This is a genomic window from Rhizobium sp. GR12, from assembly GCF_036596185.1.
Classification (GTDB): domain Bacteria; phylum Pseudomonadota; class Alphaproteobacteria; order Rhizobiales; family Rhizobiaceae; genus Agrobacterium; species Agrobacterium nepotum.
The window spans coordinates 24,466-51,204 of the sequence record NZ_JASXTH010000014.1; the positions used below are offsets into that span (position 1 = coordinate 24,466).

A 26,739-nucleotide genomic window follows, 5' to 3' on the forward strand; every position below is an offset into this window, starting at 1 on the left:
GGACGGAACGAAAATGCGATTGTGAGTGAGATAGTGTGGGGACGGCGGCCTGCACCGCCCCCGGCAATGTCTTACTGAACGTCGAGCAGGAGATCGTTCCACTTTTCCATCAGGCGTGCGCGGTTGTCCGCAGCCCACTTGAAGTCGTATTTTGCGTCCGGAACATCGGACAGGGGAACAAGTGCGACATTGGCCGGAACATCGGTTCTGACCGAGCGGCGACCGGCTTTCACCACGACTTCCTGCGCTTCCCTGGAAACGATGAAATCGATGAAGGCTTTGCCGTTTTCGGCATTTGGCGCACCCTTGACGAGCGCCATGCCATCAGGTGCGATTGCCGTACCTTCTTTCGGATAAATGATTTCGACCGGCGCGCTGCCGAGCTTGTAGCGCAGCGCAGCATCTTCGAGCGTAATACCGACTGCCTGCTCGCCATCATTGACAAAACGCGGAACCGCACCTGAAGAGGTGGAAAGAACGGAGTTGCCGAGAATACCGGTATAGACTTCCCAGCCCTTCTCCTCGCTGTCAAAATCCTGCAATACCGTCGCCATCTGGATATAGGCGGAGCCAGACTGGTCAGCGCGGGCCGAGGAAATCAGGCCCTTATATTCAGGCTTGGCAAGATCGGCCCAGGATGTCGGAACCGGTGCGCCTTTCAGCGCCTCCTTGTTGACGATGAAGGCCGTAACGACAGCCGTAAAAGGCACCCAGTTCACGCTCGGGGTAAAGGCAGGGTTGATCGATGCAGCTTCGGTGGGCTTGTAAGGTTCAAAAAGGTCGGCGGAAAAATCGATAACCGTGCCGTCGACGCTCCAGATCACGTCGCCTGCCGCCTTGCCGCTCTCCGCCTTGATGCGGTTCATCAGCTCGCCGGACCCGGCTTTGACAAGCTCGACCTTGGTGCCGGTTTTCTTTTCAAACATGGGTAGCAACTCATCCATGAGCTGCTGTGGCGCGGCAGAGTAGACGACGACAGTGCCTTCCGCGTGAGCGAAAGCCACGCTGGCAAGGAAGGTAGCGCCGGCAAAAAGGCGCGCGAAAATAGTGCATGATTGACGCATAAGGGGCTCCGTTTTTTTTGTTCCCTGACAGACGAGGCCCTGCGACATGATTTCTTTTTGATTTTGCCTGTCGCCACCCGCTGTCTGTTATTTATTTTCTTTACGTAAATTAATTAGTCAAGCCGGAATTTATTCTGAAAACGAAAATAAAATATCCCTCTGAAAAAACTCAGCATTTAAGAACCACTGCGGGTAATCCTTGAACCCATAAAGCCAGGACTCCGCGGAAAACAAGGTGCACAATCACAGAAATTGCGCTAATCATCCGGCGTAACTTCTCGTGGGAGACTTGTTTGATCGACCTCGGCTACAACGAACGGCGCCTGCTCGAAATTTTGCGCGGCAAGGGAGGCATGTCGCGTATCGAACTGGCACGCGAGATGGATGTTTCCGCACCGACCCTCACCCGCCTGACGGCCAATCTCCTGGAGTCCGGCCTCATCATCGAAGCGGAGGAAACGCGCAATGATGGCAAACGGGGGAAACCATCCACCGCTATCGAAATCAATCCGAACGGGCTTTTCACACTCGGGGTCTACTTCAATCCAGACGATCTACGCGTCTGCGTGGCCGATCTCAACGGCACGATAAGGCAGGAAATCAGGTCCGAGCTCGAAGGACACAGTTTCGAACATATCATGGAAATGGCCGAGGCGGCCGCCCGGCAGGTGCTTGAAAAAGCAAAGATCAAAAAGAAGGATGTGCTCGGCTGCGGCATCAGCTTTCCGGGCCATTTCAAACGGGATCGCGGCCATGTCTTCCGTATCAGGCAGTTCGAAAGCTGGCGTGATATCGATGTCGACAAGGACTTCCAGCCCTATTTCGATTTCCCGGTCTTTCATGAAAATGACGGCAATACCGCCATACTTTCTGAGCTGTATTACGGTGCCGGTCGAAATATCCGCAATTTCGCGATGATCTGGCTGACCTACGGCATCGGTGGCTCTTTGGTGGTGCAGCGCCATCTCTATCGCGGCACAAATGGTAATGCGGGCGAGTTCGGTGGCCTGTTTCCCAAGTCTCATCCACGCCCTTCGGGACAGGACCTTTGCGACACGCTCGCCGCCCACGGAATCGGCATCCGGCGTCTGAAGGATATCGACGAGAGCTATTCCGACCATCCCGCCGTGGCTTCATGGCTGGAAAGGGCAACCGATCAGCTTCGTCTACTTTCATTGACGGTTGCCCGAACGATGGACCCCGGCGCCATCATTTTCGGCGGATCGCTTCCCGACTGGATCCTCGAACATATCGTGCAGCGCATCGGCTCGCTGGAAATGCTCGGCGAGGATTTTTTCGTCGAGCCGCCGGAAATACGCAAATCAATGATGAGCGATCTACCGCATCTCGGCGCCGCCAGCATACCCATCTATCGGGCCACGACGCCCAGCTATTATTCCGGACGGGCGCTGAAAGGGTGGGCTTAACAATAGGTCGTCAAGGGCTTTTTCAGTCCAAGAGCATTTGAAAGGTGCCGGGTGTATCGATATAACGCCCGGCACCCGCTTTCCCGAGACCTTCACGCAGCCTTAACCGGTATTTCTTCTGCAATCTCCGGCCAAAGCTCCTCCGTCACAGCCATCAGCGCCGGCGTGGCGGCGGCGACCCAGGGAATGCCGGTTTCGCTGCGCGTTCCGATCCGCACATCAAGGCCCGCTTCCCTTGCAAGAACCACGCCGCCGGCGATATCCCACATGGTCGTCAGCTTCTGCAGATGACCGTCGAAGGTGCCGCGCGCTGCAAAGACCAGCGAGATCGATGTCGAGCGGATGGATTCCACTACCCAGCCGGCGTGTCTCAAGCCCACATTGAGAGCCGCAACTTCCTCGGCATCGGCGGACGCGCTGTCGCCGAGCGACATTACCCGCACCTCCTCGAAGGGAACGTTGCGGGCAAGCGGCTTGCCGTTCAGCAGCAGCCCGGTGCCCTCGGCAGCCGCGTAGATTTCCTTGAAAACCGGCATGGCGACGACACCGAGTTCCGGTCGGCCGTTATGCACGAAACCGAGCGAGATGCCCCAGAGCGGCGAGCCGCGCAGGAAATTGGTGGTGCCGTCAATGGGATCGATGATCCAGTAGGCGTCATCAGCCACCCCGCCCATTTCCTCGCCGAGGACGGTTTCGCCCGGAAATGCCGCTGCCAACCGGTCCCGGACCAGCCTTTCGACCGTGGTATCGGCTTCCGAAACAAAATCCTGAAACCCCTTCGTCCGGGTGGCGATGGTGCCGCGCGCCTCGAAAAAGCGAAGGGCAAGGCCCATCGCTTCCTCGATGATTCCGACCGCGCGATCGAGACGTTGATTTATCGCGTCCATGATCTGCCCGTCTCTCCGGCATCCGCCTTCAGCCAGCCCTTGAAGGCCTCGACTTCGTCCGTCTGAATTGCGCCGACACCGACCTGCGCGAGAGCACCCCAGACACCTTCAGCATTGGTCAGCGCACGCGTATCGTTGAAATCGAGACAATGGGAAACATCGAGCGTGTTGATCCACAGCCGGATGTTCTGGCGTTCCAGCTCAGTGCGGCCTTCAACGAGGTCAGCAATATCCGTGAACTTCACCTCGATCATCGGCGCCCGCAACGCTTCAATGCGGCGCAAATCTTCGGCGAAGTGGCCCTTTCTCACCCGGAACATCGGCATATGCGGAATTTTGCCGAACCAGTCGGTGTCGAGCACTTCGAAATTCCCGGCTTCAGGATCGATATCAGTTTTCACCAGCACCTGTTCTTCAACGCTGAGGCGCAGCACGGTTTCCATGACCTGCGGCAGATCACGGGCGAACTTGGTGTCGATATTGACGGTGATTTTGCCGCGGGCCTCTTCGAGCAATTCTTCGAGCGTCGGCACGCATTCATCGGTAACGCCTGCCGCGTCACCGCCAGCACCGGCTTTGAGCCTTACAGCGCGCACCACCTCGAAAGGCAAGGCGCTGACGATCCCCGTACCCGTCGTCGTGCGGTCGAGCGTTTCGTCGTGAATGACGACCAGACGGCCGTCGGCCGTCGCCTGCGTGTCGATCTCGATCATCTCGACGCCCGCAGCAACTGCCGCGCGAACGGAGGCAAGCGAGTTTTCAGCGGTCGCAGCCCAGAAACCGCGATGAGCAATGGTCAGTATCGAAGGATTGTCACGCGAGCAGAGGGCAAGGACATTGCAGGAATTGGAGGTTTTACGGGAGGCTGCAAGGGTTTGATGCATGGTTTTCACTTTCGGACGTTGCGATTACCGGGATTGGCTGACCCAGATCAGATTTTCCCCATGCCCGCCGCCATCAGATCGTCACGCAGAATGCGGCCGGCGATGATGAAAACGACGAGAGCGGGAAGAAGCAGGATGAAGGAGACGATGGAGGCGAGCGGAAGCTGCATCGAATAGGGGTCGAGATACATGTAGAGCTTGATCGGCAGCGTCTCCACGACAGGCGCACCGACGATGAAGGACTTGTCGAATTCCTCGAAGCTGCCGATGAAGGACATCAGGCCGCCGGCCAGAAGACCGGGCACAGCAAGCGGCAGGATGATGTGGAGGACGATGCCGACCGTTCCCGCGCCGAGCGAACGCGCGGCATGGATGAGGTCGTCGGGAATGGTCTCCAGCGCCGCCGTCATCAGCCGGATCATCAGCGGCAGGGTGCCGACGATCTGCACGAGGATCACCCCGGTCACCGAATAGGCAAGGCCGAAGAGAAGAAACACCTGACCGATGCCGACCGCGACCACCAGTCCCGGAATGATGATGGGGGCCAGAATGAATATCTCCACCAGCCGCTTCAGCCGGAAGGGAAAGCGGGCCATGGCCCATGCGGTGGGCAGGGCGATCGCTGCCGTCAAAAAGGTGACGACGAAGGCGATTAGGATGCTGTTGATGGCCGCTCGGATGAGACTTCCATCGGCAAGAACACTCGCCCAGCGCGCCATGGTGTAATCCTTCGGCACGACCAGCGGCGGCGGCCAGCCATCGGCGACGCTCCACAGAAACATCAGTGCCAGCGGCACGGCGATGGCAAGCGCCAGCGTGGTGAAGAGCCCGATGGAGACGAAAATCCGGTCTTCCGGCGTGAAGGTACGGCGGCGGGCAATGGTGACGGGTTCAAGGGCAATGGCGCTCATGAGGCGTCTCCTCGGGTTTGGCCGGGGCCGATGCGGGATGTCAGGGAATAATAAACAAGCAGAACGGAGACCGCGAAGAGGCTCAGCACCATGCCCATGGCATAGACCTGATTGAAGCGGCCCTGATTGAACTCCTTGATCATGAGGACCGAAAGCGGCTGGGCCGTGGGCGGGCCGACGATGTCGGGAATGGCGTAGGAGCCCATGGAGCCGATGAAGGTCAGAAGAATGGCGGCGGTGATGCCGGGCATGGCGAGCGGAACTTCCACGAACAGAAAGGTCTTGAGCCGCGAGGCGCCAAGCGTGCGCGAGGCATAACGAATGTCCTCCGGTATGGCAGCAAAAGCGCTGGTGATGATCAGCGTCATGAACGGTATCTGCTTCCAGACGCTTGCCAGAATGACGCCGACGCCCCAGTCGTCACGCACGAGTTTCGGCAGTCCCAGTCCGAGCGGCGCAACGAGACGGTCGAGAAAACCGCCCCTTTCGAAAACGACGATCACCATCAGGCCAACGATGATGCCCGGCACCGCCATCGGCAGCTTGTAAAGGCCACTGAACAGCTTGCGGCCGAAAAAGCTCTTGCGGATGAGAAGTGCCAGCGGCACCGAGGCCGCAAGCGAAACGACGACCGGCATCACGCCGTAGTAGATGGAGGTCGTCAGGCCGCGGATCATCGATGGGCGTGTGAAAATCCGCTCATAGAACATCAGCGTGAAGCTGCCATCGTCCAGCCTGACGCTACCGATCAATGCGGAGAGCAGCGGCCCGCCGAAGAAGACCAGCAGATAACCCACCCCCGGCGCCAGCAGTAAAAGCAGCTGGGCACGCCTTTCGCGAAGCATCCCGGCCATCACGCCGTCTCCCCCGCCGTCCTGTCATCGAGAAGATGAACCGAGCCAGGAAATTGCAGGGTGACCCGTCGCCCGGCGTCGATCAGATTTTCCGCGCCGGACTGGCTGACTCTGATCTGGCTACCGCCGATCTCGACAGTATAGAGCGCGTTGGCGCCCATGAAGGAAACGGCAGAGACCGTACCGACGCCAGCCTCATCGGCGCTGATGTGGATGTTTTCCGGACGAACCGAAATCTGGGCGGTGCCAGCGGCCATTGCATCCAGCGTCACGCACTGTCCCCATGGCAGTTGCGCCTTTGTCCCATCCGCTGAAACTGGCAAAAGGTTTGTCTGGCCGAGAAAGCCGGCGGTGAAAGCATGTTTGGGCGCACGGTAAAGTTCGAGCGGCGTGCCAACCTCAACGACCCGGCCGGCGTTCATGACGACGATCCGGTCGGACATCGCCATGGCCTCGGCCTGATCATGCGTCACATAAAGGCTGGTCGCGCCGATCCTGCGGTGAAGTTCGGTCAGTTCATGGCGTAGCGTGTCGCGCAGTTTAGCGTCGAGGTTCGACAGCGGCTCGTCGAACAAAAGCAGGCTCGGCTGCATGACGATGGCGCGCGCCAGCGCCACGCGCTGCTGCTGCCCGCCGGACAGTTGCCGCGGCATGCGATCCACCAGACCGCCAAGATTGCAGATTTCAAGTGCATGGGCGATGCGGCGCGCGCGCTCGTCCCTTGGCACCTTTTTCATCCTGAGGCCGAAACCGAGATTTTTTGCGACCGACATATGCGGGAAAAGCGCATAGGACTGGAACACCATGGCGATATCGCGCGCCTCCGGCGGCGCCTGGTCGATACGTTTGCCGCCAAGGCGGATCTCACCGCCCGACGGCTGGCTGATACCTGTCAGGATGCGCAACAATGTCGACTTGCCGCAACCCGAGGGCCCAAGAATGGTGACGAATTCGCCGCGCTCGACGGTGATCGAGACGGGATGAAGCGCCCGGCTCAATCCATAATCCTTGCTGATATTGCTGATCTCGAGTTCGCTCATGGCGAGGCTCCCTCATCTTTTGCGACCAAGGTTCTCCGGATCGTGCAAACCACCTGCGGCCCACACGACCCGGCGATCCGGACGGCGTTACTGGTTGAGCACTTTCTCATCGAGCGCTTCGGCAAGCGCGGTCGACATGTCCCAGAAAGCCGGAGCTGACAGGCGCGGATAGACACTTTGCGGCAGAACATGCTCCTGCACGGCCTTCGGCATCAGGTCGTTCGTGACATCGACGCGCGGCGAGCGCGAGGCCTTGTTCTCGAGCTTCCAGAGCTGAAATTCCTTGCTCATCGCCATATCGATGAGGAGCAGCGCGGAAGCGACATTCTTTGCATTCGCCGGAACGAACATGGCGTCGCCCGAGCCGACCTGGCCTTTTTCCAGAAGCGTGACACGGAAGCTTTCCGGCAATTGCTTGGTACCAAGGAAGCTCATGACCTGATCTTCCCAGACGGTGCCCATATGGAGCTGCTGGTTGTTGATGAGATTGAGCGTATCGGCATTGCCGTTGGTCAGTTCGGCGACCGCAAGCAGACGGTGGTAATAATCCCAGACGGGATCGAGGCATTCGGATTCCATGGCCCAGTCTTCGGCCTGCTGCAGCGTCTGATTATAGTCCGTAAGCTTTGCGCGGCAGTCGCCGGTGAGATAATTGAGCGCCACCGAATAGATGAAACCGCCGCCCGAGCCGCCCTTGGCCGGCAGGGTGACGCCGAGACGCTTCGGGTTCTTCTCCGCCCAGGCGAGAAGGTCCTCGAAGCTTTTCGGCACGTCTTCTGCCTTCACGAAGGCGGAATCATAACCGATTGCGGTCTGGTTGAGATGCACCAGCGGGAAGCTGCCGCCATGCGGTTTGCCGAACAGGGTTTCGGCCAGTTCCGGATTGTAATTGGCCATATTGGGCAAGATCTTCGTCAGCGCAATATTGCCGACCACACCCTTGGACGACAGAAGCGGATAGCTGCCGCCGCCGGCAAAATAGGCGTCGACGGGCGAATCCTGGCCTGCCGCCTGTACCGCGATCAACTGCTGGTTCGCCTGATCGCCCTTCACGTCGCTATAGGCGACCTTGATGCCGTATCTGGCTTCGAAGCGGGTGATCAACTCTTTCCACGTATCGGCGAAACTGCCCGCAAAATTATACATCGTCACCGAGCCCTCGGCCTTGGCGACGGGAACGACGACGTCATAGAAATTTTCGCGCGTGACCTTCGACAGATCGAAGTCGAGGTTTTTCATGTTGCTGTCTGCCGAAAGGCAAGGCGCTGCCGTCGTCGCCAGCGCAAGCGCGGCGATCGCAATGAATTTCATGCTCATTGAATGGTTCCTCCTGGGGACCCGTTGTTACAGGCTTCTTATTAATACACTCTAAGTGTAATATTTGTGACAGTCCAGTGAAAAATGCTGTCGCAGACGGTTGCCCTTGTTGCCGCCGCCCTGCGCAGCCGCTATCCAAAGGCAATGACCATCGATCAGACGCCGCGCCAGATCTTCAACCGCCAGCCGCTCGCCAGCGACAACGAGCGCCTCATTCTCGATATCGTCCGCCGTCACGGCCCCATTGCCCGCGCTTCGATCACCGGTCACACGAACCTGACGCAGCAATCCGTGCATCGGCTGATCGAAGGTCTGCTGGAACGCGGGCTTCTGCGCACCGGCGCACCGTTGAAAGGCACGCGTGGCCAGCCAAGCCCGACCATCGAACTGGCGCCGGAAGCGGCCTATTCGCTCGGCATTTCCATCAACACCGACTCCGTGGTGATCTGCATCGCCGATTTCCGCTGCATCGTCGTGGTCGAGGAAAAGCTGAAGATGCTTCCCGTCGACCGGGAGATGACGCTTGCCGCGCTATCGCGGGCCCTTGAAAGATTGCTGACGGAACACGGCATCCCACGCGAAAGGCTGCTTGGCCTCGGTTTTTCCATGTCGGGATTTTTCGTTTCGGAAGACCGGGCCTTCAACGCGCCGGAACCCTTGAGCGACTGGTCTCTGATGGACCTGACGCCGATCCTCGAGGAAAGATTCAGCCTGCCTGTCTGGCTGGAGAACAACGCAACCACCGGGGCGATAGGCGAAAGCCTTCGCGGCGTGGGATCATGGTGCCAGACCTTCGCCTACCTGTCCTTCAACTATGGTTTCGGCGGCGGACTGATCCTTGGCGGCCAGCCGTTTCACGGCTTTCACGGCAATGCCGGCGAATTCAGCGGCATATACAGCCCGGAGGAATCGGCAAAACGTCCGGCGCTGCAATATCTGATCGCGACACTGCAGAAAAACGGCGTCGACATCCACTCGATCGAAACGCTCTATCATCAGTTCGATCCCTCGTGGCCGGGCGTCGAGGAATGGCTGATCGAGACCATGCCGCAGGTGGACCGGCTGGTGGCGAGCCTGATTGCGGTTCTCGATCCGCAGGCGATCGTCTTTGGTGGGCAATTACCGCGCGCGCTGGGTCAGATGATGATCGAACGGGCGCATATGCCGTCTCAACGCGAACACCGTTACGGCGTCGGCCCGAAGGAAGCGAAACTCGTCCTCAGCGAAACAGAGGGTGATCCCTCCGCGATCGGTGCGGCACTGCTGCCGCTCAGGGTCCGTTATTTTCTGTAGTCTGAGACCAACCGGGCGCGGCGGTTTAAACCGCGCCCGGAAAACCGGAGTCCGATGGCCTATTCGACCACCACCGACAATCCCGAGCCGGTATAAATCGGCCGCACCTTCACGTTGCCCGCGTCTATCGCCGCAAAAGTCCCGGTCAGGCCATTTGCGGTGATCACGTCAAACCGCGTGCCCGCGGACGGCGCGACGTCATCGAAGACAAGCCGAAGGGTCGTCGTGCCATCCAGCGCCGCATCGCCCTTGATATGCAACGCGGACTTTTGCGGGCCGAGCGCCAATGTGCCACCCGTCTGCGCATAATCGCCGCCGATGACGACATCGCTGTCGCCCTTCAGCGAGAGCGTACCGCCCGAGACCAGCACGCCGCCGGTTCCAAGCGCATCGGCGGAAGAAGCCATGAGCGTTCCCTCCTGCAGGACGGTGCCGCCGCTATAGCTGTTGGCGCCGGTGAGCGTGAGCGCGCCGCTGCCCGATTTGACGAGACGCCCTGCTCCGGCGATATCGTTCGTCCAGCGGTCGGCCGCGTTGAACCCGCCAGCAGCGGCATCCATCATCACGTCGACATCACCGTTAAACGCGCCGAAACCGGCAGCGGCGGCAACCAGATTGATCCGGCCCCAGCCGTTGCTGTCGTCGAGCAGCGGATAACCCGCCTCGATGCCGGTAGAGAACAGAACGGCACGCCGCTGCGCGGCATCGAGATAAGGCAGGCGCGTCTCCAGCAGAACCTCGGCCCCCTTTGGCACCACCATCGGCGCATCGCCCGTGATTTTGTCGCGGCTGAAGGAAAATGTCATGCGCCGGCGATAATCAGCCGCATTTGTCGCCGTATCGGCAAATCGGTCGGCATTCGGTTTTTCGCCATGGGCGAAATCGATGAGGGACTGTCCCTCGGGCAGACGCCTTGTGAAATAGGCGTTCAACGTTTCGTGGGCGGCCTTCTTCACCTCGGCGTTTTTCGGGTCCTGCAACATGGCGGCCGCCATCGCGGTCGCAGTGATCCGGCCACCAATTACATCGAGCGGTGAGTGCATGCCGGCGACGATGCGGCTTTCGCCGAGTTCCGACGCGGCAGTCAGCAATTCGGAAAACCGCTCGGGCACGGCATAGGCGTAAGCGATGGCGGCGAGATAGGCGGCATTGGTGTGACCGCTCGGAAAGCCGCCATCCTTGCCGCGTCCGCGATTTTCGCGGGCATATTTGAGCGCGGGTACAACGACACCTGGATGGGTTTCGTAAGTTTCAAACTTCCGGTCGCCGATGGTCTCGGTGCCGGTCTCTATCACCTCACCCTTGTCGTTCATGCGCCAGGGGCGTGGTGAGGAATAGAAATACTTCGCCGGCGACGTCGTACCTTCCGGGCCACGGATCACCTTCATGAAGGCCACGAAATCCTTCAATTTAGAATCGGCCGCACCGGCTTCGGTGCCCTTGTCATCTTCCTTGCGGGTGATGACTTCGTTTGGATCGAAATCCGCCAGGGTGTGATTGATGGTCGTCGTCGCGCCCGCCCCTTCACGATACCAGGCGGCAAGCGGTCCCATGCCGTCAATGACGCTATAGCCCTGCGAACGGCGGTCGTTCATGTAGGCTTCGAGGGCGGCGGCGTGCGTGCGGTTCTCGCCGGTCACGGACAGCACGTAACGCATGTTCTCCCGCCAGATGTCAGGATTGACGATCTTCACATGGCTGAAATCACTCGGACCGTCGCCATTGGCGCCGCCATCTGCCCATTTCCCGTCCCCAAGCGTCCAGATGTGATTGAAACCGGAGAGGATTTCGATGATCGGATTGTCGCGGTCGTCATAGGCGCGGACGTCCTCGTCCCTGGTATTCTTGCCGGTCTGGTTGCGATAGGTATCGGAAAGCGGCAGCGGATATTTCGCTGCGGGTTCGGGCACTGTAATGGCATACCCCTGGCCTGCCGGTGCGGTGCGCTCGAATGCCTGCGCGTTCGGGATAAGAACCAGCAACGCAACGGAGGCTAACAAGGCCGACCGCGCGGACGGAAAAAACGACATCTTCAGTTTGGCCATGACGAATCCTATGATTTTCAGCGAATGACGCGTGACAAGAGCGGGCGCACGCAGCTTTTGGCGCGCCTCGCCGACAGCTTTATGCCGGGCGTATTGCAGTTTTTTTTCGGTGTGATGTTTTAGACAGATCACATATGCCGGTACAGCCAGCGAACAAGCGGCGAGATCTGCCCGGAGCATAATTCCGGGCAGATCAAAAACTTGGTTATTTCGTAAGAACAGAACGGCCGCTCATTATTTCTTGACCGCGACGGCCTCGTTGATCTTGGCGACATCGTCTTCCAGAACCTTGTAGGTCTGGTCGAGCGTCAGTTCGCCGACGATGAGCTGGCTCATGCGCTGGACGATCTGCTGATACATGGCGGTTCCACCCTTGGCGTGTTCGAATTCGCGGGCGGCCTGCGGCACATTCTTCTTGTTGTCGAGGAAGACCTTCATCGCCGCCTTGGCGTTTTCGCTCTTCAGCTTGTATTGCGGATCGACGATTTCGGCACCCGTCAGGACCACGTAATTCTCGGCGACTTCCCGCTGCACCTTTTCAGAGCCGAGGAATTCGACGAAATGGGCGACATCTTCGGGATATTTGGTGCGTTTGAAACCGACGACTGCAGTACCGCCGGGCATGGCGTAGCATCCGGCATCACCGCAGGGCGCGTTGATCGCCGTCCATTCGAAACTGTCGCCGATCTTGTTCTGGAACGGATTGACCATCCAGTTGCCGGCCAGATAGGTCACGACGTTGCCGTTGACGAACTCGTCACCCATGTTCTTGTATTGTGAACCGCCTGCTGCTCCCCACATTTCCTTGGGGAAGCTGCCGTTCTGCGTCCATGAGAAAATATCGGCGATGTATTTTTTCGCCGCATCGTCGGGGAAGCTGAACTTGCCGTCCTTCACATAGGTTGAGCCATAAGCAAACGCGCCGCCGGAGAAGCGGTGGCCAGAACGGTCCATGGTGAAGGGGATCTGCACACCGGTCGCCTTGGCGACGCGAGCCGATGCCTCGACGATCTCGCTGAATTTCGCGGTCGGGCCGGGCAAGGGTTCACCCGCCTGCTCGAACAGGGTCTTGTTGACGAAGGGCAGGTTGAGCGTCTGCGACGCCATGTAGCCGTTGATCGACTGCGGATCGTTGACGCCGGGCAGGCGAAGCTGGGCAAGGCTGGAGCCGTGCAGTTTCGCAAAGCCATCCGCATCCTTCATGTAGGGACGCATATCGAGATAATAGGAGGCGAGCTGCCAGTCGGTAATCTTGGCGACATCCGGCCCCTCGCCTACCGCCAGCTGCACCGGCAGTTGCTTGGAAACGGCATCGTAACCGGAAGACACGAAGTTGATTTTTACACCCGGATTGGCCGCTTCGAACTCCTTGCTGAGTTCCGACATGCGCTGCACATATCCCTGGTCGTCATCCGTAAAAAGGAACGTGATCGTTCTGGTCTCCGCCTCTGCGACCGAAAGGCCCGCGATAGAGGCAAATACGAGGGCGCTGACGCCCGAAAACATTTTCACCATGCTCATCCTCCCAATGAAAAACTTTTCATAAATCGAACCGAAGCTCCTCTTCTTAATTCGATTTATGATGTTTTGCGACTTGACAGAATAAACGTCAAGCTGTTTGTTTCGGCTAAATCGCACAAATCGACGCAGTAAAGCGAAGCAGTATTTGTGAAAATAATTTCATAAAGATCGAAGGGAGGCGATCCATTATGACTGATGGACCATTTGCGGCGGCAGCGTCTCAGCCGACTTATACCGTCGCTGACGGCGAAACGGTGGCTGCCTGGATCGTCTCGGATCTGGTGGAGACATCGTTTCCGGGCATCGCAGCGCCGGCGGAAGACCGGGTCAACTATCGCTTCATCAACGGTTTCGTGGATGTCGGCGACCTGCCCTGCCGCAAGGCCTTTCAGCAAACCATGATCGGCCGCGACATCGCGCCCAACGCCGGCTGGGCGGTCTCCCACCTCAACCTGCCGGGTTCCAATCGCCGCGTCGAATTTACCGGTTTCTGGCATGTTCCGACCCATGTGCAGCGCTGGCTGAAGGGCACGTTCCGGAGCGACACCGCAAGACAGGCGCATTTCAGGCTGCGCACATGCGGCGGCGTTCGCATCTGGGTGGGCGGCGTCGAACAGGTCCGTTTTGAGCCCTTTATCCGCAATGTCGAAGCGAGCCGCGATATCACGCTCGACCTTGAGGCTGGCGATAACGACGTGTTGCTGCTCTGCGAAGATCTGGCGGAACGTGACATTATCTGGTTCTTCGAGCTTGAGGTCGTCGACGCCACGCCGCTGACAGTCGTGCTGCCGGTACCACTCGACCGGGAAGAGACGAAACGTCTTGCCGCACTGGTACGCGATGTTCGCCCCGCCCGGGACGTCTTTTCCGGCACGGCGCTTGAACTCATCTTCGATGCCGCACCGGTGAGTGACCTGCCGGTCCATATCGAGGTCAAAAGCCACGGCCACGAGCGCGCCGCCCTTGCCGAAGCGGATATTGTGCTGAAAGCCGGGCAATCCACCCTGACTGTTCCCCAGACCATCGGCATCGCGGACGGATATCACGGCGTCAAGATCACTATGGGTTCGGGAGCCGGAATAGTGACGCGCGTCATCGACGCGGCCTTCATGGGCGTGGTGGCGCCACAACCGGCAGCCGCCTATATTAGCGCGCGAAAGAACGCAGCATTGTCTTTCAGTGCCCGCTTCGGCGCATGGCGCATCGGCCGTGCCCTGGCGATGGTCGCCACCGGCAGCGATGACATGAAAACGATCGGCGGCATTATCGATGCGACGCTGCGTTCCATCGACCGCCGGGAGGACTGCTCCGATTTCGTTCTGGTGCCGCTTCTCTGGCTGGTGCGCGCCTATGGCGACCGGCTGCCGGTAGAAATGCGGTCGCGGATCGATGCCTCGATCCTCGCCTATCGCTATTGGGTGGACGAACCAGGCAACGACGTCATGTGGTTCTGGAGCGAAAACCACGTTCTCTGCTTCCACACCAGCCAGCTGCTCGCGGGAGACTATCTGCCGGACGCCGTCTTCAGCGCCTCCGGGCGCACCGGCAGGGAGCAGGCGGCGCTGGCCGCAGGCCGGCTGGAGCGCTGGTTCGACAGCGTCGAGGCGCATGGTCTCGCCGAATGGAACTCGGCCGCCTATTACCCGGTGGATTTCATCGGCCTCCTCGCCATCGAACATTGGGCGGGACAGGAACTTGCCGCCCGCGCACGCCACCAGCTCGATCTCATTTTCGAAATGATCGCGCTGCACACACTTGGCGGCGTTCCCTCCGGTTCGCAAGGCAGAGCCTATGACAAGGAACTGCGCGCCGGGCCGCTGACGGAACTGGCACCTTTCGCGCAGGTTGCGTTCGGTCAGGGATGGCTCAACAGTGGCGTCGCCTCTCTGCCGATGTTCTGCTGCGGTGACTACCTGCCGCCGCCGCATCTTGCCGCGCTTTCGCAGTTGCCAAGCGGACGCATGGTCGAGGCGCGTTACGCGCAGGGGCTGGAGCCGGGCAAGCTCGTGCTTTTCAAGAACGAGGCCGCCCAGCTTTCCACTGTCGTGGACCACAAGACAGGCCGCAAAGGCCATCAGCAACACGTCATGGACATCAAGCTTGCCGGTCACCCCATGGCGCGGCTGTGGGTCAATCATCCCGGGGAGGATGATCCATGGGGCACGCAACGCCCCTCCTACTGGGCCGGCAGCGGCATCCTTCCGCGCGTGGCGCAGCACCGGGATCTGGCGATGATGATCTTCGATACGGACGATCATCGCAATGACTGGACCCATGCCTATCTCGGTCGCGACGGGCTGGACGAGGTGTTGACAGAGGGCAACTGGCTCATCACCCGCTCCGGCCGTGGCTTTGCCGCACTTTATGCGACCAATGGTCTTGAGACCATCACCACCGGTGCGACCGCCAACCGCGAGATCAGATCACCCGGCCGCCGCGCCGGCTGGATCGGCGTAATCGGATGCGGAGACGCGGACGAATTCACCCGCTTCCGCGAAAGAGTTCTCGCCACGCGGATAACGTTCGACGCCGACAAGCGCCTGCTGTCGGTCACGCCACCCGGTGGCGCCAAACTCTCTCTCTCCTGGGACGGCACCTTTACCATCGGCGGGCAGGCCACGGCCTTCGACCACGAGCAGCCCCAGCCACAAATCACATTCGACAGTGCCGAAACCGCCGCAGGCAACGGCGTGGCGCAGCCATTTTACTCCTAAGCGGAATGACCAGATGAACCAGCAAAGTATCGAGAAAGAAACTCTTAGGACGACGATCGACAACGTCGCCGCCGCCTTCAGCCGCCTCAAGGGCATTCAGGAAGGTCTGGCAAGCGGCAGTTCAGACGGCAAGATCCAGTTCGACGAATGGGATTGGGAAGTGGGCGTCGGCCTTTATGGCTTCCTGCGCCGGGCGCTGGCTGCAAACGACCAGAAGGCGCTGGATGATCTGGTAACATGGTATGGCTGGCAGATCGAGCGCGGCCTGCCGCCGCGCCAGATCAACAGTTCCGCGCCCATGCTGCCGCTCGTCATCCTGACCGAACATGTCGACCGGCCGGATTTCCGGGCGCTGGTGGAAGACTGGGCCGACTGGCTGGTGCACAAATTGCCGAAGACCGAGGATGGCGGCTTCCAGCACGTCGTCAAGGAACGGCTGAATGAGGGCGAACTCTGGGACGACACGCTGTTCATGGCTTGTCTGTTCCTTGCCCGCGCAGGTGTGGTGTGCAAGCGTCAGGACTGGATTGACGAGGCGGTCTACCAGTTCATGATCCATGCGCGCTACCTGTCGGACCCGGTGACCGGACTGTGGTATCACGGCTGGACCTTTATCGGACGCCACAATTTCGCGCATGCCTTCTGGGCGCGCGGCAATTCCTGGATCACCGTCGCAATCCCGGAACTGTTTGAACTGGTGCCGGCGCTAGCCGAAAAGGATAAGCGTTTCCTCGCCAACGTGCTGGCAAGCCAGGTGCGTTCACTGCGCCAATACCAGCGTGAGGACGGTATGTTCCACACGCTTCTCGACGATCCGACCTCGCCGGTCGAGACATCGGCCACGGCAGGCATTGCCTACGGCATTCTGCGCGGCATCGAGGCCGGTATTCTCGGCGAAGAAAACCGCGCCCATGCCGAGCGGGCGCTAAAGGCGGTGCTGGGCAATATCGATGACGAAGGCGTCGTTCACGGCGTGTCGGACGGCACGCCCATGGGCCACGACCTCGATTTCTACCGCCGCATTCCCAATCTGCCCACGCCCTACGGGCAGGCTCTGACGATGCTGCTGTTGATCGACGTGTTCCTGAAAAGGCCGCAGGCATCATGAGTGCTCACACCAATATCACCATTGCCGCGGTGGGACGCGACGCCACTGCCGAAATCCAGCAGGCAATAGATACCGCATCGGCCGAAGGCGGCGGCGTCGTGTCGCTCTTGGCCGGGCGGCATGTCAGCGGCGGCCTTCAGCTTAAAAGTGGCGTGGAACTTCACCTTGCGCAGGACGCGGTGCTCGCCCCGATTTCCGACTACGATGCCTATGCCCATACGACAGTTTCTGTCATCGCCGAGGATTCCGATCGCGGCATGATCATCGCAAAAGGCGCAAGCAACATCGCCGTTACCGGCCCCGGCCGTATCGAGGCGGGCGGTGAAAACTTCATCATTGGCGACGACGAAGCCATGGGAACCTATATCCCGGCGGCAAAGCGTCCGCGTGTCATGGTGCTGGAAGCCTGCCGCGACGTTCGCCTTGAAAACCTCGTCGTCAGCGGTTCGCCGATGTGGACGCTGCACATGGTCAATTGCGAAGATTTGAATTTCCGCAACGTCCGCGTTGAAAACGATCGTCGCCTGCCCAACACCGACGGCATCGTGCTGGATGCCTGCCGACGTGCGCTGATTACGGATTGCACCATATCCACCGCCGATGACGGCATCTGCCTGAAGACCAGCGCCGGGCCGGATGGCAGGGCCGTCGGCGTCTGCGCCGGTATTACGGTTCGCCGCTGCACCGTCTCAAGCATGAGCTGCGCCCTGAAACTCGGCACAGAATCCTTCGGCGATTTCACCGATGTGGTGTTCGAGGACTGCAAAGTCATCGCATCCAACCGTGGCATCGGTCTTTTTTCCCGTGATGGCGGGAAAATGCGTAATATCCGCTTTTCACGCATCGAAACCGAATGCCACGAAACTCCGGGCGGTTTCTGGGGATCGGGCGAAGCCGTGACGGTCACCGTGGTCGACCGCCGTCCCGAACGTCAGGCCGGCAAGGTCGAAAACCTCGTGGTGGAAGATCTGAGCGGTTCGATGGAAGGCGCGATCAATCTCGTTTCCACCTCGAAGGCGGGCATTCACAACGTAACGCTCAGCCGCATCACGCTGTCGCAGCGGCCGGGCAAACTCGGCACCGGCCTGCAATATGATCTTCGCCCGACCAATGCGGATATTGCACCAAGCCCGGAGGCCGCCGGCCGCGCCAACGCCTGGACACGCAGTGCCGACGGCGGGATCGTCGGACTGGAGGACTATCCCGGCGGAATGCCCATGGTCTACCTCTCTGGCGTTCACGGATTTACGGCGCGAGATGTCGCTATCGGCAGAACGACGCCCTTGCCCGAGGGCTGGAATGAAAAAGAGATCGTCGCAGAGACGACCTTGCCCGAAGGGAGCAGGTAATGGGAAGTCTGAAGCTGGAAAACCTCAACAAGGCGTTTGGGGCCGTTCATGTTCTGCATGACATCGATCTCGAGATCGAAAACGGGGAATTCGTTGTTTTCGTCGGCCCATCGGGCTGCGGAAAATCCACGCTGCTGCGCATCATCGCCGGTCTTGAGGAAGTCTCGTCTGGCAGCATCGGCATTGGCGGGCGCGATGTCAGCGCGCTTTCGCCTGCCGAGCGCAAGATCGCCATGGTCTTCCAGTCCTATGCGCTCTATCCGCATATGAGCGTGCGCAAGAACCTTGCCTTCGGCCTTGAAAACCTGCGTTTCAAGCGGGCGGAGATCGAAAGCCGCATCAACGAGGCCGCGCGCATGCTGGCCATCGAACCCTATCTCGACCGCAAGCCGAAACAGCTTTCCGGCGGCCAGCGCCAGCGCGTCGCCATCGGTCGCGCCATCGTGCGCGAGCCGGATATCTTCCTGTTCGATGAGCCTTTATCGAACCTCGACGCGGCGCTGCGCGTGCAGACCCGCGCCGAAATCACAAGGCTGCATCGCGATATCAAGACGACGATGATCTATGTCACCCACGATCAGGTGGAAGCCATGACCATGGCCGACAAGATCGTGGTGCTGCGCGCAGGCCGCATCGAACAGGTGGGTAGTCCGCTGGAGCTTTTCGACAATCCGCGCAACCTCTTCGTCGCCGGCTTCCTTGGTTCACCGCGCATGAATATGCTGAAGGGCACATTCGTCACCGGCAGCGACGGCAACCTCGCAATCGACGCCGGATACGGCGTGTCCCTGCCCTGCCTTGTCGACCCGGCCGCCGCTACCCCCGGACAGGCGGTTCTCGCGGGCATTCGTCCCTCGCATTTTGTGATCACACAGGAAAAGGGCCTGCCCTTCGAGGTGCAGTACCACGAAAGCCTCGGCACCGAGACCTATCTCTATGGCAATCTTCAGGGTCAGAAGGAGCAGATCATCGTGCACCAGGCCGGCCATTTCACGCCCGCTTCAGGCTCGGTCCTGAACATCATGCCGGCGCGCGAACGAGTGCATGTATTCGATCCCACCACGGAGCTGGCGCTGCCGCGCCTCGACAGCCAGGGGAGAGGTTAGCATGGCCAGCCAGAAGCTTGCGAGACTGTCCGACCGTGCGCTCGATGCCGTGATGGCAATCGCCGAGGTGCCGCTCAACCTCATCGAACGGCTGATCGGCAAAAAGCGCATGCCCTATATTTTCCTGATGCCGAACCTCGTTCTGTTCGGCATCTTCACCTTCCTGCCGATCGCCATTGCCGTCGGTTACGCCTTTACCGGTGGCACCGAACTGCTGATCAGCGACCGCCCCTTCGTCGGTCTCGACAATTTCAGCAAGCTGCTCGATTGCCAGAGCTACATGGACCCCGGAAGCTGCCGGGAATCGCTGTTCTGGACCGCGATCTGGAACACGCTGTGGTTCGTCGGCTTCAACGTCGTCGCGACGCTGTTCGTCGCGCTGGTCACGGCCCTCATCCTGAACAGGGCGATTGCCGCGCGCGGCTTCTTCCGCGCCATGTTCTTTTATCCCGTCCTGCTGTCGCCTGTTGTCATCGGTCTCATCTGGAAATGGTTTCTAGACCGCAACGGCCTGCTGAACGCCTTTTTCCAGATGCTCGGCGTGCCGCCGGAAATCTTCCTTCTGGATGTCGGCTGGTCGCGCTTCTTCGTCGTGGTCGTATCCGTCTGGTTCCATATGGGCTTTTACACGCTCATCCTGCTGGCCGGGCTTCAGGCCATTCCCAAAGATCTCTATGAGGCAGCCGCAATCGACGCCGCCTCGCCCCGGCGCACATTGCTGCGCATCACCTTGCCGCTGCTTGCCCCCAACCTTCTCGTCGTGCTGATCCTTTTGATGATCCGTTCGGTGCAGATATTTGATGAAGCCTGGGTTTTGACCAATGGCGGCGGGCCGGGCACGGCCAACACGTTCGTGGTGCAATATATCTATCAGATGGCTTTTGGCAGCGATCTCAGGCTCTTCGGCCTTGCCTCGGCCGCATCGGTTCTGATGGGCCTTGTTCTGCTCGCGCTGACGCTCGTGCAATTGCGCCTCGGCAAAAAGATGGAGTCCTGACCATGTCCGGCAATCTCAATGCAGTCACGTTCCTGACGCGAACCCGCCGCCCCGGCAGGATCGGGCTTACCGATATTCTCTCATGGGTCTGGCTTATCGGCGGCACGCTCGCCGTGCTGATACCCGTCGTCTGGGCCGCCATGTCCTCGCTGAAGCCGGAAGCCGAGATCACCCGCTTCCCGCCAAGCCTTCTACCGCGCGCCGCCGTACAGGTGGAGGTGCAGGGTTACGACAGGCCGCTCAGCCTCTGGACCGTCACCATCGACGGCACGGTGCGGGAAATGGCCATGGTCCGGCGCGTCGGCATCAAGGCGCAGATGGTGGATCCGGCCAATCCCGGCCCGCCGGTCAGCGTCGATACGCGGGAGATGTCGCCCGTCCAGAAACTGACGATCGCGACGCAGAACTTCACTGATCCCCTGACGCAGTTCAACTTCCTCACCTTCCTCAAGAACTCGGTCTTCGTCACCGTCGTCGCAACGGTTCTGACGCTGATCGTCAACGCCATGGCAGCCTTCGCGCTCTCGAAATACCGCTTCCGCGGCGAGAAGGCGATTTTCGTACTGATCATCTCGACCCTGATGATCCCGCTTACCGTCGTCATGGTGCCGGCCTATCTGGTCATCGTCGGTGTCGGCCTTGTGGACAATCTCTGGGGCGTCATCATCCCCACCGTCGCGACGCCGACAGGTGTCTTTTTGCTCAGGCAATATATGCTGACGATCCCGGATGAACTTATCGAGGCCGCGCGTGTCGATGCGGCAAGCGAATTCCGCATCTTCTGGCGCATCATCCTGCCGCTGACGGCGCCCGCACTCGCGGTTCTCGCGATCTTCTCGGTGCTCTGGCGCTGGAACGACTTCCTCTGGCCGCTGATCGTCCTCAGCAGCCGCGAGAACTTCACGTTGCAGGTGGGTCTGAACGCCTTCCAGGGTGAGTTCTCAGTGCAATGGCACTATATTCTCGCCATGACTTTCCTCAGCCTTGCTCCTGTCACCGTCGTGTTCGTGTTCCTGCAACGCTACATCACGACAGGGATTGCCGGGACCGGCATGAAATAGAACGCGCCGCATCACTTGGGGGGCGGCGCGATGCTGCCCCTCAGGACAAGGCGACAGCCAAGTTCCAGTCGGTGCGCCGGGCGCGACGGATCGGCGGCGACAAGCCGCTGCTCCAGCAGGGAAAGTGCTGCACCGCCAAGCCTGTCGGCGGGCAATTGAATGGTGCTGAGGGGCGGCGCACTGAAGGCGGCTGGCATGATGTCGTCAAAACCCAGTACCGAGACGTCATCGGGAACCCCGACACCGGCCTCCGTCAGGGCCTTCAGACAGCCGAGCGCCAGATTGTCGGCGGCGCAGAAAATCGCCGTAGCGTTTCGGAGCGGCCGGTCTTCGGCAAGCAGGCTACGAATGGCGGCTTCACCCCATTGGGGTTCATAGCTCTCCACCTCAACGACCATGTTTGCCGGCGCCGGAAATCCAGCCGCAAGAAACGCGTCACTATAACCGTCGTAACGACGACGGATCGTCGTGCGACCCTTCCAGGTGATGTGCAATATATTGCGATGGCCAAGCGAAAGCAGGTGCTCGATGCCAAGACGCGCGCCGAAACGGTTTTCCGCCGTCACCGTATCGACGATCATGGCCGGGTCCTCGCCATTGATCAGCACCACAGGTTTGCCGAGCGCCGAGAGCGCCTGCACCAGTTGCGGCCGGTCGTCGTTCAAAACCACGATGCCATCGACATTGTCGGCGTCCGCCGCCTGCGCCACCGCGACCGGATCAAGCCGGCTCGTGGCGCTGACGAAAGGAACGATGCGAATCCCGCGCCGCTCGCATTCGCGCCGGAAGCCGTTCAGCATCGTCCAGCTGACCATGTTGAGATCGCTCTGCGGAGCGGCATCGTTAGTCATGGCCAGCAACACGACGCGCAGGGTAGCTATCGTCGCCTTCTGCCGGCGGTTTTCGAGATAACCCAGCGTCCGCGCCGCCTCCAGCACACGCTCGCGAACCAGCATGGTCAGAGGAGCCGTGCCGTTGAGAGCGTGTGAGGCGGTGCTGAGCGAAACATTCGCCTGCTTCGCCACGTCCTTAAGCGTCGTTTTCCTGTCTATTTTCATAAAGGGGAAATTCAACCGATCTTCAACGGATGGCGCGGGCGGAAAGCCTGCTCAAAGCAGTTGATTTCAAGAATACCCGAGCCTGATTGCTGCCTGTTTGTCACACGAAGACTACAGCATCATCCGTGAAAGCGGAATTGATTTCTCAGTCTTTTTCCCGATCATCCTGCTCTCGAGCTCCAGCGCCGGCCGTGGCGAAACGCCGGGCGGCAAAGGCGATCATAGTGCTCTGAAGATGTAGTCGATGCTGTCCTTGACGGCAGCGGCAGGGTCCTTCAATTCATGAATTTCCGTCGCGAATGGCTCAAAGCTGTAAGGCCCCTTGTATCCCGCCGCTTCAAGCGTCCTGACCTGGGCGATGTTCTCCAGTCGGTCGTCGCCATCCACCAGAACGCGGTGAGCGTCCAGCATGTCGGCTATGGAAACCGCGGGATCAATCACGCCGGAAATATGGACGAGGCCCGTGCGTTCGGGGAAAAACACCGTCTCACCTGCCAGATGATGGTGGAAGGTATCGTGCACCAACCTGTAAATGTCGCCACCATCGGCCGCGTCGATCGCCTCGATTGCCAAGGCCTTGGTGCGCAGGGACGAGACGGGGAAACCGAGCGGCTCGACAAGGCCGGTCAGTCCGTGTTCCTCAAGGATCGGCTTCATGGCTTTCAGCGCGGTCACGAGATCGTCGAACCGCACCTGTCGTCCATCGTTCAGCGGGCACATGACGAGCGCCTTCGCGCCGCTCGCGGCCGCGTAATCGGCCATGGCGACTGCCCGCTTTGGCAAATCGCCCGACCAGACGTTGAAGGGGTAAAGCGCGTTGATGGAGATGATCGTCAAGCCGGCCTTCCCGGCCGCCGCCTTTACCGCCGCCGGGTCCGCCGTGCCGACGACATCCGGCAGGTCGTTGCGGATTTCGACTTCGGTCAGGCCGAGATTGCAGGCTGTCGCGAAGAATTCCTCGAGCGAGAGCTTCGGCGCGGCGATGTGGTTGATGGCAAAACGCATGATATCCTCACTGATAAAGGGCGGGACGCACGGGAAGGTCGATGATGACCGCAGCCCCCCCGGTTTCCTGCGCGGCGACGCAGGCATCGGATGTGATGGCGGCCACGTAACCGTCCCAGGAATTGGGTCCCGATGCAGTTCCCCTCGCCGCCGCATGGATGAAGTCCTGCAATTCCACATCATAGCTGGCGATGAAGCGGTCTTTCCAGTCGGTGAGGATGTCGTTCTGCAGCTTTGCGCCCAGGCGCGTCTGGACGGACATTGGCTCGGGCAGGCTGGCAATGCCGTCTTCTCCGACCACCTGACACTGGATATCATAGCCATAGTGGCAATTGACGAAGATTTCGACGTCAATGATCGTGCCCTTGGCAGTCTCCAGAATAACGATCTGCGGATCCTTCAGGCGTGCGTGGCTTCTGGCGGACGACCGGGGAAAGAGAACGCGCGCCGAAACATAGTCGTCGTCTAGCAACCAGCGCAGTACGTCGATCTCATGGATCATCGTGTCGTGGATAGCCATCGGGGTCACATATTGCTCCGGAACGGCGGGATTGCGGTGGGCAGCGTGCACCATGATCGGCGCGCCGATCCTGGTGTCGACGGCCTGTTTCAGCGCGACATAACCGGCGTCGTAACGGCGCATGAAGCCGACCTGAACCAGCCGCCTGCCCTGCGCCACTTCGGCGTCAACGATGCGTTTTGCCCCTTCCGCCGTAGTCGCCAGCGGCTTTTCACAAAAACACGGCTTGCCGGCGGCAACGGCGGCCAACACATATTGCTCATGCGTCGCGCCCCAGGAGGTGACCAGAACCGCGTCCACGTCCGCCGATGCGATCAGCTCCTCGCCGGTGGCGAAAATGAGGGCGTCCGGGGCGATATCGTTCCTCACCGCTTCGGCGGATCCGGGATTGACGTCACTCAGCGCCACGATCTTTGCGCCTCCAAGAACCCTGTTTATGCGGCGGGCATGGTCGCGGCCGATCGCGCCGGTGCCGACGACACCAATTCTCACAGTCATGGGAAAAACCTCACTTACGATATTTTTCGATATAGTTGTTGATCTCAGCACACATGAACCTGCCCGATTCATCGGCCCTGTCCTCCCAGGCGAAGACGCAGGAGGTCATAATGCCGTCGAAGCCGATTTCGGAAAGCGTGCCGAAGAAGTCGTCCCACGGCACCTCGCCCTGGCCGATGTTCAAGTGCTGGTGCACCCGTGCCTGCGTCCCGGGCGGGTTGAGAATGTAGCGCAGCCCTGAACTGGCCTTGTGGTTGAAGGTGTCGCCGACATGCACATGGGCGAGCACATCCTTCGCCTCGCGCAGCATCGCCTTGGTGTCATCGCCGAAATAGAAAGTATGCGGCGCGCAATAGAGGAATTTCACATTCTTCGAATTGACCGTGCGGATGATGTCGAGCGCCGGTTGCAGCGTCTCGCACCAGTCTTCCGGATGCGGCTCGACGTTCAGCTGAATGCCTTCGCGCTCGAAGATCGGCACCAGTTCTTCCATGGAGCGCCACCAGGCATCCTCGCAGGCCTCGATCATCGAGCCGGTATGGCAGCAATAGCAGGAGCCCTTGTCGGGATGCGGGCCTCGGCCGAATTCGGAGTTCATCGTATCAACCTCCAGTTCGACGGCGATCTCGATGGCGCGCTTCCAGTGCTTCACCGCTGCTTGCCGCTCGGTCTCGTCATTGGAGGCCCAGCGATACATCGGCAACAGCGAAGCAATGCCGACATCGGACTCCTTCAACGCTTTCTTGAATGCCTTGATCCGCTCGGGAAACACGCGCGGCGCCTTGAACCATTCGAGGAAATCGGCGCGCGGGGAAAGTTCGATCCAGTCATAGCCAAGCTCCTTCACTTTGGCAGGAAGATCATTGAGGCTGAGATGGCGGTGCATGAAAGGGTCGATGGCGATGCGCATATACGCTTCCTTGTCGTCAGTGTCTGTTGAGAGGTCGTGCGGACAGATGGTAGACCGCGGTCCGGGAGAAGAGACCGCGGCCTTTGACCGGCTTTTCATGGGCGGCCCTGGTTTTAATCACGAGACCGCGAATGCATGCCGATCAAGGGGTCGGGTTCAGTTTTTCGCCTGATATTCTTTGAGATTTGCAGGCGTGACGAGCTCAAAGGGGACGAAGACCTTCTTGTCGATCTTCTCACCTTTGGCGAGTTTCAGCGCCGCATCCACGGCGCCCTTGCCCTGACCGGCGGCGTTCTGGAAAACGCTGACATCCAGTTCGCCCGCCGCCATGGATGCAAGCGCGTCCTGCGTCGCGTCAATACCCGCAACGATGACCTCAGCCATCGGTCGTCCGGCCGCCTTCAGCGACTGGATCGCGCCGATCGCCATCTCGTCGTTGTTGGAAATCACCGCATCGAACTGAACGCCAGCCGAAAGCCAGTTGGTCATCAGGTCCGACCCCTGCGTGCGCGACCAGTTGGCGGATTGCTCCTCCACAAGTGTGATGAAACCGCAATCGGAAGTGGCGACAACCTCCTTGATATCCTCTGTCCGCATGCGGGCAGCCTGATTGGAAAGCTCGCCCATCATCACCACGGCCTTGGCTTCCGTTTTGCCCGCCGCCTTCAGAAGCCGGCAGACCTCCTGCGTCTGCAACGTTCCCGACTGTTTTTCATCGGAAGCGACGAAGGCCTGTTTGTCCGGCAGGCTGTCGAGATTGACCGGTTGACGGTTGACGTAGACGAGCGGGATACCGACGGCAGTCGCGGCCTGCGAAAGCGCCACCGTCGCATCCGTATCGACTGGATTGACGATGATGGCGTCAACGCCGGCGGCAATGAAGTTCTGCACCTGGCTCAACTGTTTGCCGACATCGTTCTGCGCGTCCTCGATCTGCAGCGAGACGCCGTTCATGCCCTTCGAATAGTCGATCATGCCGTTGCGCAGCACAGTCAGAAAATTGTCATCGAACAGGGCCATCGAAACGCCGATGGTCTCAGCCGACGCCGTGGTCGCCAGCATGGTGGCCAGAGCCGCAATCGCTAAATGTCTTTTCATGTCGTCGTCCTCCTCCGAAAATCTTGAAAAGAAACCGGTCGCACGGCCACAAGTGCATTTGCGCCGTAACCG

Annotated in this window: 22 protein-coding genes; 8 read left to right on the plus strand and 14 right to left on the minus strand. The window is 59.9% G+C overall.

Features of this window, described 5'->3' with window-relative positions; translation table 11 throughout:
• Nucleotides 1-71 precede the first annotated feature (71 nt).
• Nucleotides 72-1,064 carry an ABC transporter substrate-binding protein gene (locus QSK43_RS21775; RefSeq protein WP_332305232.1) on the minus strand — a complete coding sequence of 331 codons (993 nt, stop codon included), beginning with the start codon at nucleotides 1,062-1,064 and terminating at the stop codon, nucleotides 72-74.
• Between the two features lie 293 nt (nucleotides 1,065-1,357).
• On the opposite strand from QSK43_RS21775, the gene QSK43_RS21780 reads away from it, so the two are divergent.
• Nucleotides 1,358-2,491, plus strand: coding sequence for an ROK family transcriptional regulator (locus QSK43_RS21780; RefSeq protein ID WP_332305233.1), 1,134 nt, complete (start codon nucleotides 1,358-1,360; stop codon nucleotides 2,489-2,491).
• Between the two features lie 92 nt (nucleotides 2,492-2,583).
• Here QSK43_RS21780 and QSK43_RS21785 read toward each other — a convergent pair whose 3' ends face one another.
• The 6 genes from QSK43_RS21785 to QSK43_RS21810 form a co-directional block, all read right to left on the minus strand.
• Nucleotides 2,584-3,378 carry an inositol monophosphatase family protein gene (locus QSK43_RS21785; RefSeq protein WP_332305234.1) on the minus strand — a complete coding sequence of 265 codons (795 nt, stop codon included), beginning with the start codon at nucleotides 3,376-3,378 and terminating at the stop codon, nucleotides 2,584-2,586.
• On the minus strand, nucleotides 3,366-4,262 hold the full coding sequence (locus tag QSK43_RS21790; RefSeq protein WP_332305235.1) for a glycerophosphodiester phosphodiesterase family protein: 897 nt from the start codon (nucleotides 4,260-4,262) through the stop codon (nucleotides 3,366-3,368). The genes QSK43_RS21785 and QSK43_RS21790 overlap by 13 nt, the downstream gene beginning before the upstream one ends.
• A gap of 47 nt (nucleotides 4,263-4,309) precedes the next feature.
• Nucleotides 4,310-5,173, minus strand: coding sequence for an ABC transporter permease (locus QSK43_RS21795; RefSeq protein WP_332305236.1), 864 nt, complete (start codon nucleotides 5,171-5,173; stop codon nucleotides 4,310-4,312).
• A complete protein-coding gene (locus tag QSK43_RS21800) occupies nucleotides 5,170-6,027 on the minus strand; it encodes an ABC transporter permease (RefSeq protein WP_332305237.1) in 858 nt (285 codons plus the stop codon). Before QSK43_RS21800 ends, QSK43_RS21795 begins: the two co-directional genes overlap by 4 nt.
• A complete protein-coding gene (locus QSK43_RS21805; RefSeq protein ID WP_332305238.1) occupies nucleotides 6,027-7,067 on the minus strand; it encodes an ABC transporter ATP-binding protein in 1,041 nt (346 codons plus the stop codon). The genes QSK43_RS21800 and QSK43_RS21805 overlap by 1 nt, the downstream gene beginning before the upstream one ends.
• An 87-nt stretch (nucleotides 7,068-7,154) precedes the next feature.
• The gene (locus QSK43_RS21810) at nucleotides 7,155-8,384 is read right to left on the minus strand and encodes an extracellular solute-binding protein (RefSeq protein ID WP_332305239.1); all 1,230 of its coding nucleotides are present in this window, start codon (nucleotides 8,382-8,384) and stop codon (nucleotides 7,155-7,157) included.
• A 144-nt stretch (nucleotides 8,385-8,528) separates the two neighbouring features.
• On the opposite strand from QSK43_RS21810, the gene QSK43_RS21815 reads away from it, so the two are divergent.
• A complete protein-coding gene (locus QSK43_RS21815) occupies nucleotides 8,529-9,677 on the plus strand; it encodes an ROK family transcriptional regulator (RefSeq protein WP_332305329.1) in 1,149 nt (382 codons plus the stop codon).
• A gap of 59 nt (nucleotides 9,678-9,736) precedes the next feature.
• Here the strand turns inward: QSK43_RS21815 and QSK43_RS21820 are convergent, their stop codons facing one another.
• Nucleotides 9,737-11,722, minus strand: coding sequence for a phosphatase PAP2 family protein (locus QSK43_RS21820; protein WP_332305240.1), 1,986 nt, complete (start codon nucleotides 11,720-11,722; stop codon nucleotides 9,737-9,739).
• 234 nt (nucleotides 11,723-11,956) lie between these two features.
• On the minus strand, nucleotides 11,957-13,237 hold the full coding sequence (locus tag QSK43_RS21825) for an ABC transporter substrate-binding protein (RefSeq protein WP_332305241.1): 1,281 nt from the start codon (nucleotides 13,235-13,237) through the stop codon (nucleotides 11,957-11,959).
• A 194-nt stretch (nucleotides 13,238-13,431) separates the two neighbouring features.
• On the opposite strand from QSK43_RS21825, the gene QSK43_RS21830 reads away from it, so the two are divergent.
• Genes QSK43_RS21830 through QSK43_RS21855 form a run of 6 tightly spaced genes read left to right on the plus strand, consistent with a single transcriptional unit; the run spans nucleotide 13,432 to nucleotide 21,578 of the window.
• Nucleotides 13,432-15,957, plus strand: coding sequence for a hypothetical protein (locus QSK43_RS21830; protein ID WP_332305242.1), 2,526 nt, complete (start codon nucleotides 13,432-13,434; stop codon nucleotides 15,955-15,957).
• Nucleotides 15,958-15,970: 13 nt separating this feature from the next.
• Entirely contained in the window at nucleotides 15,971-17,065 is a 1,095-nt protein-coding gene (bglB, locus tag QSK43_RS21835) for a beta-galactosidase BglB (RefSeq protein ID WP_332305243.1), read from the plus strand.
• Complete coding sequence (gene pglB / locus QSK43_RS21840) at nucleotides 17,062-18,414, plus strand: polygalacturonase PglB (protein ID WP_332305244.1); 1,353 nt, start codon at nucleotides 17,062-17,064, stop codon at nucleotides 18,412-18,414. Before bglB ends, pglB begins: the two co-directional genes overlap by 4 nt.
• On the plus strand, nucleotides 18,414-19,520 hold the full coding sequence (locus tag QSK43_RS21845; protein ID WP_332305245.1) for an ABC transporter ATP-binding protein: 1,107 nt from the start codon (nucleotides 18,414-18,416) through the stop codon (nucleotides 19,518-19,520). Before pglB ends, QSK43_RS21845 begins: the two co-directional genes overlap by 1 nt.
• Nucleotide 19,521: 1 nt before the next feature.
• Nucleotides 19,522-20,517 (plus strand): carbohydrate ABC transporter permease, encoded by a 996-nt coding sequence (locus QSK43_RS21850; RefSeq protein WP_045021602.1) that lies wholly within the window; start codon nucleotides 19,522-19,524, stop codon nucleotides 20,515-20,517.
• A gap of 2 nt (nucleotides 20,518-20,519) precedes the next feature.
• Nucleotides 20,520-21,578, plus strand: coding sequence for a carbohydrate ABC transporter permease (locus tag QSK43_RS21855; RefSeq protein ID WP_332305246.1), 1,059 nt, complete (start codon nucleotides 20,520-20,522; stop codon nucleotides 21,576-21,578).
• Between the two features lie 11 nt (nucleotides 21,579-21,589).
• Here the strand turns inward: QSK43_RS21855 and QSK43_RS21860 are convergent, their stop codons facing one another.
• The 5 genes from QSK43_RS21860 to QSK43_RS21880 all read right to left on the minus strand — a co-directional run bounded on the left by QSK43_RS21860 (nucleotide 21,590) and on the right by QSK43_RS21880 (nucleotide 26,667).
• Nucleotides 21,590-22,636, minus strand: coding sequence for a LacI family DNA-binding transcriptional regulator (locus QSK43_RS21860; RefSeq protein ID WP_332305247.1), 1,047 nt, complete (start codon nucleotides 22,634-22,636; stop codon nucleotides 21,590-21,592).
• 219 nt (nucleotides 22,637-22,855) lie between these two features.
• The gene (locus QSK43_RS21865; RefSeq protein ID WP_332305248.1) at nucleotides 22,856-23,641 is read right to left on the minus strand and encodes a TIM barrel protein; all 786 of its coding nucleotides are present in this window, start codon (nucleotides 23,639-23,641) and stop codon (nucleotides 22,856-22,858) included.
• A gap of 7 nt (nucleotides 23,642-23,648) precedes the next feature.
• Nucleotides 23,649-24,659: a Gfo/Idh/MocA family protein gene (locus QSK43_RS21870; RefSeq protein ID WP_332305249.1), complete on the minus strand. Its 1,011-nt coding sequence runs from the start codon at nucleotides 24,657-24,659 to the stop codon at nucleotides 23,649-23,651.
• 10 nt (nucleotides 24,660-24,669) lie between these two features.
• Complete coding sequence (locus QSK43_RS21875) at nucleotides 24,670-25,569, minus strand: sugar phosphate isomerase/epimerase family protein (protein ID WP_332305250.1); 900 nt, start codon at nucleotides 25,567-25,569, stop codon at nucleotides 24,670-24,672.
• 156 nt (nucleotides 25,570-25,725) lie between these two features.
• Nucleotides 25,726-26,667, minus strand: coding sequence for a sugar ABC transporter substrate-binding protein (locus tag QSK43_RS21880; protein ID WP_332305251.1), 942 nt, complete (start codon nucleotides 26,665-26,667; stop codon nucleotides 25,726-25,728).
• Nucleotides 26,668-26,739 lie beyond the last annotated feature (72 nt).